Here is a 7,048-nt window from a genome sequence, read left to right on the forward strand (position 1 = left end):
TGCGATCTCTCGGGTTGGTGTCGGTGGTGGTGAGAGTCGGTCGCGCTGGTCCAGGGGTGGGTGTTACGGGGCTGGTCAGCGGCTGTTTACGGGTGGGCAGGCCGCTGTCATGAGGTGAGAGATTGATGGGGGGATCGCTGTCGTGGGGCTTTATCGCATGGCAGCTGATGTTGTCTCAGGTTCGAGAGTTCTTATGCGCTGAGGTTGGCCCGGTCGGTGTGATCGTGGGGTGGATCAAGAGGTAAGGGCCGGTCGTGGGGCTGCACTGCCCAGGGGGTTGGTGGTGCGTCGTCTGCTGGAGCGCCAGCAGGCGGGGGAGCTGGCCACGAGGCATGTGCGTGCGGTCGCTGAGACGGTGGGTGTTTCCGAGCGTACGGTCTGGCGCTGGCTGGAGCAGGCGAAGGCGACGGGGCGGGCGGAGGCGCCGGTCCGGCAGGGATACGCAGTGTCGGACGAGGTGTGGGCGCTGCTGGGGGAGGCGGGGGGCAATGTCTCGGAGCTGAGGCGTCGGCTGGTGGCTACCGGTGGTGAGGTGCCAGTTCCGTCGATGTCGACGTTGAGTCGGGTGATCCGCAGGGACCGACGGGCGGGGCGCGCTTTGCTGACCGGGCGGGAGCCTGACGTGGCCGGGTCGCGCCGGCCGGATGCCCTCAGCGAGCTGGGCCTGAACGTGGTGGCGGAGAAAGGCGTCGGTGGGCAGGTGTTTCTGCGGGAGCAGAAGCACCTGGCGCAGGTCCCGGTCCTGGTCCCGGATGCCCAGGTGGTGCACACGCCTGCCGTTCGGTCGGTGCTGCGGACGGTCGCGCACGCGGCCGCGGTGGGGGCGGTGGTGTGTCTGTACGGCGACGCCGGCCAGGGCAAGACCGTCGCGTTGCAGTACGCCCTGTCCCAGCTGCCGCACCCGGCCCGGGTCCGTCGGGTCCATGTCGGTGTGCATCCGACGGTTCCCGAACTGCGCCGGGTGCTCGCGGACGCCTTGGAACTGGGCAGGCGTCTGCCGCGAGGGGCGGGGGAGGCCGACCTGATGCTGGTGAACGCGCTACGGCAGCCTCGTGTGCTGGTACTGGACGAGGCACAGCGTCTTCCGGGGCCGGCGCTGGAGTTTCTGCGCGGGCTGTGGGACCACCCGGATACGGACACGGCACTTGTGCTCGCTGGTGCGGGCAGCGAACGGGCGCTGCGCCGCGTGCCCGCGTTGGCCTCTCGGGTGCTGACCTGGGAGCTGGTGCCGCGCCTTGGCCCGCGCGAGGTGGCCACCGTGATGGCTGCCTTCCACCCCCTGTGGGAGGACGTGAGCGAGGACGATGTCGCGTGGGTGGACGAGCATGTAGGACACGGCAACTTCCGGACCTGGGCGAAGCTGACCTCGCACCTGACCGCCGAGACCTATGGCAGGAGCCGGGCGGTAGTGGACCGCCGGATGCTGGAGCGGGCCTGCGCACGGCTCATGGGGCCGCTGTGACCGGCGCCTCCGGGCCGACAGAGGGCGCTTCTCGCTCCGGCATCCACGGGGAGGACAGAGGTGTGCGGGGAGGCCTGCCTTCTTCCTCCCTGTCGGCGCTGCGCGGCCCTGCCGTGCGCAGGCTGCTCGCCCTGCGGCAGGACCAGAAACTGACGACCCGGCATGTACGGCTGATGGCCCAGTCGTTGGAAGTGACCGAGCGCACGGTGTGGCGGTGGCTTGCCGCTGCCGAGCGTGACGAGTCCGCGGCCGCGGAGCCCGGGGCGCGGGCCCAGAGCAAAGACCGCTTCTCCGTCACCCCGGAAGTGCGTCGCCTGCTGGCCTTGTGGAAGGGCAACGTCGCGGCAGTCCATCGTGAGCTGATCGCTCGCGCGGCCATGGGCGAGGGGGAGCCGCCTCCGTCGATTCCGACGTTGCACCGGGCGATCCAGCGGGATCTGACGCCGGGGGAGCGGGCGGGGCTCGCGGGCGGGGAGCGGGCGGCGCGCAAGCATGATGTGTTCCTGGCCCGGCCGCGGGGCTGGCGCAATCAGGTGTGGGAGACAGACCACATGCAGGCGCCGGTGCTGGTCGATGTCGATGGCAAGGCTCGCAGGCCGTGGATCACCTGGTTCACCGACTGCGCGACGAACGCGATCACTGGTGTCGCGGTCACGCCGGGAGATCCGTCGCGGGAATCGGTGCTGGCCGCGCTGCGCTCCGCGGTCCTGCGCGAGGACCCCTACGGCCCGTTCGGCGGCCTGCCCGAGAAGGTGCGGGTGGACCGTGGCAAGGACTTCCTGTCCAGGACGGTGACCGCCGCGTTCGATCTCCTGGACGTGACGGTGGAGGATCTGCCCGCCTACACCCCCCACCTCAAGGGCACCGTGGAGGGCCTGAACCGGGCGGTGGAGAGCATGTTCCTGGCCGCGCTGCCCGGCTATGCCCGCCAGCCGCGCCCTGGCAAACGGGCTTCTCGCCCGAAAGACGAAGTGCTGCTCAGCTTTGAGGACTTCACCGCCCGGCTGCTGGCCTGGACCGTCTGGTGGAACACCGAGCACCGTCCCGCGCCGTTGCGGGGCAGGACTCCGCTTGAGGCGTGGCAGGACGATCCCACTCCGTTGCGGGACGTGTCGGCCGCGGATCTGTGGACGTTCACCCTGGAGGACGCCGGGACCCGCACGCTGACCACCCGCGGCATCCGCTTCAGGAGGCGCGACTACGTGGGGCCGTGGATGACCGGGCAGGCCGGGATCCAGGTCCGCATCCGTTTCATGCCTCATCACGATCACCGGATCGAGGTTTACCACGCGGCCACCGGCCGCTACCTGGGTCCTGCGGACCTGGCCGATCAGGCCACCGACGAACAGGTCAGCGCCGTACGAAGGGCGCGGGCCGCTCGCGCACGCCGTCTGAAGAAGGACCTGGAGGCCTCGCAGCGCGAGCGCTACGCCGCCGTGAACCAGCCCGAGGCACTTCAGCGGCTCGGCGCGCTGACCACCGCGCAGGCCGAGGCCGAACTTGCCCAGACTGCCGACGCCGACCTCGCGCGGCTCGCGATGCCAGATCTCATCCCGCACGCTGCGCCCCCGGCCGACTGGCGCACCCCTGCTTCCCTGGCCGCGCTGACCGCGCCAGGCACGCCCGTCCGGTACCCGTCCGGCCGTGACGGCGCTTGCGCCCCGGACGGCCCGGGCGGGCGGGCCGCACTTCCCACCACCGATGAAGACGGAGACGCCTCGTGACCGCGGCCACCTACCAGTACGTCGACCTGCCCGACGCGTCCGTGGTCACCACCCGCGCCCTGCTCACTGCCCGGGAGAACATCACCGACACGGTCGCTGCCCGCGCGATGATGTGCATCCATGGCGGCGCTGGCTTCGGTAAGACCCTCGCCGTCAACACTTGCCTGCGCGCACTCGAACCCGGCGAGGACGTCCGAAAGATCACTTTCCGGGCCCGGCCCACGGCCCGCGCGGTGCGCTACGAACTGTTCACCGCGCTCGACCTGGCCGGCGAGCCACCGCGCCACCCCAGCGAGTTCGACCGTCTGCTGAAGACGGCCCTGGCCGAACGCCCCCGTACCTTCCTCGTCGACGAGGCCCAGTGGCTCAACGGGGAGGCGTGTGGGGCGCGGGGTTGTTCGTAAGGAGAGAGTTGCCTTTCTCCAGTCGTCTCGTTGGTGATTTCGGGGGCACGCCTGTTGTTCAGGCGCTGCCTTAATCGGGGATCGTCGACGGGATGGTGGTGGAGTGTGGGGGAGAGGCCTTTTCTTCGGCTGGTGGAGGGCGGTCTCACTGACCTGGCCCTTGACACCTCACCGGCACGGGACGTGTGGGCTTTCCAGGCCGGCTGCATTCAGGCATTCGCCGCAACGTGGGTGTGCCGGGGGTTCGCCCCGACGACGATCGGCGCCTACACCTCCCTGCTTCCGCGGGTGTTGGCCCACTTTGACCGCCCGGTGTGGCAGATCGAGTCCGCCCACGTGGACGCGATGCTGCACGATCTGCTGCTCGCGGGCCGGGCCGCGGGAACCAGACGCCGCTATCTGGACATGCTGCGCGCCTTCCACACGTTCGTGCGCCTGCGCTACGCCGCCGAGATCCGTGCCCTGTATGGCGCGACGGTGGGTGATCCGCTGGACCGCTTCAACCGGCTGCGCCACGTCTGGGACGAGCCTTCCCGCCGGCTGCCGCCCACCGCCGAACGCCTCGCGGCCTTCTTCGCCCACGCACGCGCCCGCTTGGCCGTCACATCCGACTACCCGGCCGCGGCACGGGACTACGCGCTGCTGCGCACCCTGTACCACTCCGCGCCGCGGCTGAGTGAAGCCCTCTGCCTCGAGCTGTGCGACGTCCACCCCGAGCTCGGCCCGTCCGGCAAGCTCCACGTACGGTTCGGCAAAGCGGCCAACGCCTCGGGACCACGCCCGAGATGGGCCCCGATGCTGGACGGACTGGACCGGATCCTTGCCTGGTACCAGAGCGACATCCGCCCCCTGTTCCCCGATACCGCCGCGCTGTTCTGCGACGCCCACGGCCAGCCATTGAGGCCGGAGACCGTCCGCGACCGCTTGGCCCGGCTCCTGGACACCGAAGGCCGGGTCGAAGGTGACCGGTTCACCCCGCACGACCTGCGCCGCGCCTGCACTACGAACAGGGCATGGACTTGCTCACCGTCCAGCAGTTGCTCGGACACCAGCACATCGCCTCCACCATGGCCTATGTCCGCCCCTGCCTCACCTTCGTCGAGGACGCCTGGCGCCGTGCCACGTCCGCAGCCCTGACCGACCTGGCCGGCTGACCCCCGGAGCCTCTGTGACAACACCTCCTCTGCGTGCCGTTCAGACCCCCGCCCCACCGCCCCAGGTGGAGTGGAAACTGCGCATGACCGCGGCACAGCGCGGCATCTGGACCGGCACTCAACTGCGCCGCCTCCTCGTCGAGCGTGCCGGCCTCGAACTGTCCGCAGCATCGGTGTCCGCCCTGTTCACCAAACAGCCCTCCCAGGTGAAGCTGTCCACCCTGTCCGCCCTGTGCGCCGCCCTCGACTGCGCTCCAGGCGACCTGTTGACCTTGAGCGACTCCACCGCGCCCTCAAACCTTCCACCGCGCACCGCCCCCGACCCGGCCTCGCACCCTCCGCAGCAGCAGCCTGTGTGCCACCACCGGTCCCTGCCGCCGCTGTGACCGCTCCCGGCCCCGCCACGAACCCGCACATAACCACCGTCGGCGCGCCCCGGACGGTCAAGGACGACTGCCCGGCCTGCCACCGACCGCGTTGGCTGCGCCCTGATACGGGCCGCTGCGCCTGGTGCTCGCGTACCTGCTCCGCCTGCGGGGCGCCACGGCGATCCACCCAGGACCTGTGCGCGATGTGCCGGCACCGCTCGGCAGGCCGACCGGCGCGGGGCCCGTGCCAGCACTGCGGGCGCCGACGCACCCTCGACGCGGAGACTCGGCGCTGCCGGGCCTGCGCCGATCCCGCCACCGCACCGCCCCCGGCATGCTGTGAACGCTGTGGCACTGACGGCCAGTGGGCCAAGGGCCTGTGCAAGCGCTGCTACGAGCACGCACCGCACACCGTCATCACCCGCGCGGCCGGCTGGGCCGGGCGCATGCCCGCCGTACCACCCTGGTGGAGCGACTTCGCCGCGCACCTCGCCGATCACCGCCACCCCATCTACGCAGCAGACGTCGTCGCCACCACTGCACGCCTGATCATTGCGACCACGACTGGCGACCCCCACACGCTGCTCGCACACGCCCGCAACAACGCCCCCGAACTCGTGGGAGCACTCACCGACTTCTTCCGCATCCATGGCCACCTCGACCCGCCACCGGGCCTCGCCGACAGGCGGGCCGCAGCGCGCCGCACCCGCCGCATCGAGGCCACCCCAGCCCCGCTGCGCCCCCAGGTCGACGGGTTCGCCGACTTCCTGCTGCTCCAGCGCGAGCGAGCCCAGCAACTCGGGCTACACCCCAACCAGCTGAAGACCATCGAGATCCGCCTGGACACGATCCGAGACCTGGCCCTCCACCTCCACCCCGAGGGACATACGAGCTGGGCGAGCGTCACCACCGCCGACCTGGAATCCTTCCTCGCGCTGGCCCCGGACCGCCGCGCCTCCCACCTCGCAGGAATGCGCCAGTTCTTCGCCCACGCCCACCACTCCAAGGCCATCCTCCACAACCCCACGGACCCGATAACTGCCGTGCAGCAGAGGGGATTTCACGGACCTACTCTCCCCCCAGCCCGGCAGCGCACCCTGTACGAACGGTGGGCCGCCAACCAGAACATCCATCCGCACGAAGCCTTCATCGGCCTCACCGCCCTCCTCCACGCAGCAACCATCACCGAGCTGCGCCAGCTCACCGACGCCGACACCGACTCCGACCGCCACAGCGTCCGGTTCCCCGGCAGATCAGTGCATCTCCCTCTGGACAGTGCGACCTGGACGGCGCTGCAACGCTGCCAGGAGCACCGGCGCCGACTCGGTACGGACAACCCCCACCTGCTCGTCACCCGGCTCACCCGCACCCACCACGGACCGGCCGGCGCCGCCCACATCCGCGACAGCCTTGCGCCCGTCGGCCTCCTGCCGCGCATCCTGCGCTCCACACGTCTGCTCGCTCTCGCAGACGAACTCGACGCCAAGATCCTCACTGTCTCCTTAGGAATGTCCTACGCAGGAGTTGCCCACTACCGGCCCTACCCGAAGCTCACCAGACCCGTGTGATGGACCCTCGCCAGCGCATGCCGAGCACATCCAGGTCGGCGCGTCGTTCGTCGGTGAGCTTGTCGGCCCGACGCCGGGTGTTCGCGGTCCACATGCCCGGGTCGATGAGGACGGTGTCCTCGGGGGTGATCTCGCGGCCGGAGGGGGGCGGGTCCGGCGAGGCCGACGGGCAGTTCTCCGATGTGCTTCCTGGGCACGTTCAGGTGCCCTTCCCGAGCGTGGAACTGGCGGGCGGCGGTGAGGTTGAGCATCCACTTGTCGTCCTGTGTCCGGCGAACGGGCCGCTCGTCCTCCCCAGCGGCTCCAGGCCGAGGACGTTCTCCAACAGCCACGCCTGCGCGCTCAACCTTCACTGCGAGAGGTCGCCA

The 7,048-nt window shown here is 70.4% G+C and carries 6 protein-coding genes; all 6 read left to right on the forward strand.

Features of this window, described 5'->3' with window-relative positions:
• Positions 1 to 283: 283 nt before the first annotated feature.
• The 6 genes from M878_RS92785 to M878_RS91310 all read left to right on the forward strand — a co-directional run bounded on the left by M878_RS92785 (position 284) and on the right by M878_RS91310 (position 6,680).
• Positions 284 to 1,462, forward strand: coding sequence for an ATP-binding protein (locus M878_RS92785; RefSeq protein ID WP_158692595.1), 1,179 nt, complete (start codon positions 284 to 286; stop codon positions 1,460 to 1,462).
• Positions 1,463 to 1,575: 113 nt separating this feature from the next.
• Positions 1,576 to 3,186 carry a Mu transposase C-terminal domain-containing protein gene (locus M878_RS50600; protein ID WP_078630561.1) on the forward strand — a complete coding sequence of 537 codons (1,611 nt, stop codon included), beginning with the start codon at positions 1,576 to 1,578 and terminating at the stop codon, positions 3,184 to 3,186.
• Entirely contained in the window at positions 3,183 to 3,590 is a 408-nt protein-coding gene (locus M878_RS91295) for an AAA family ATPase (RefSeq protein ID WP_023544061.1), read from the forward strand. The genes M878_RS50600 and M878_RS91295 overlap by 4 nt, the downstream gene beginning before the upstream one ends.
• A gap of 105 nt (positions 3,591 to 3,695) precedes the next feature.
• Positions 3,696 to 4,727, forward strand: coding sequence for a tyrosine-type recombinase/integrase (locus M878_RS91300; RefSeq protein ID WP_209445471.1), 1,032 nt, complete (start codon positions 3,696 to 3,698; stop codon positions 4,725 to 4,727).
• A gap of 100 nt (positions 4,728 to 4,827) precedes the next feature.
• Positions 4,828 to 5,130 (forward strand): helix-turn-helix domain-containing protein, encoded by a 303-nt coding sequence (locus M878_RS91305; RefSeq protein ID WP_023544059.1) that lies wholly within the window; start codon positions 4,828 to 4,830, stop codon positions 5,128 to 5,130.
• A gap of 428 nt (positions 5,131 to 5,558) precedes the next feature.
• Positions 5,559 to 6,680, forward strand: a complete 1,122-nt coding sequence (locus tag M878_RS91310) for a site-specific integrase (protein WP_158692594.1) — start codon at positions 5,559 to 5,561, stop codon at positions 6,678 to 6,680.
• Positions 6,681 to 7,048 lie beyond the last annotated feature (368 nt).

It is taken from the genome of Streptomyces roseochromogenus subsp. oscitans DS 12.976 (genome assembly GCF_000497445.1).
GTDB lineage: Bacteria > Actinomycetota > Actinomycetes > Streptomycetales > Streptomycetaceae > Streptomyces > Streptomyces oscitans.

Excerpts from the sequence above, each read along its gene's own strand:
- M878_RS91305 (WP_023544059.1), top strand. The coding sequence starts at position 4,828 with ATGACCGCGGCACAGCGCGGCATCTGGACCGGCACTCAACTGCGCCGC.
- M878_RS91310 (WP_158692594.1), top strand. The coding sequence starts at position 5,559 with ATGCCCGCCGTACCACCCTGGTGGAGCGACTTCGCCGCGCACCTCGCC.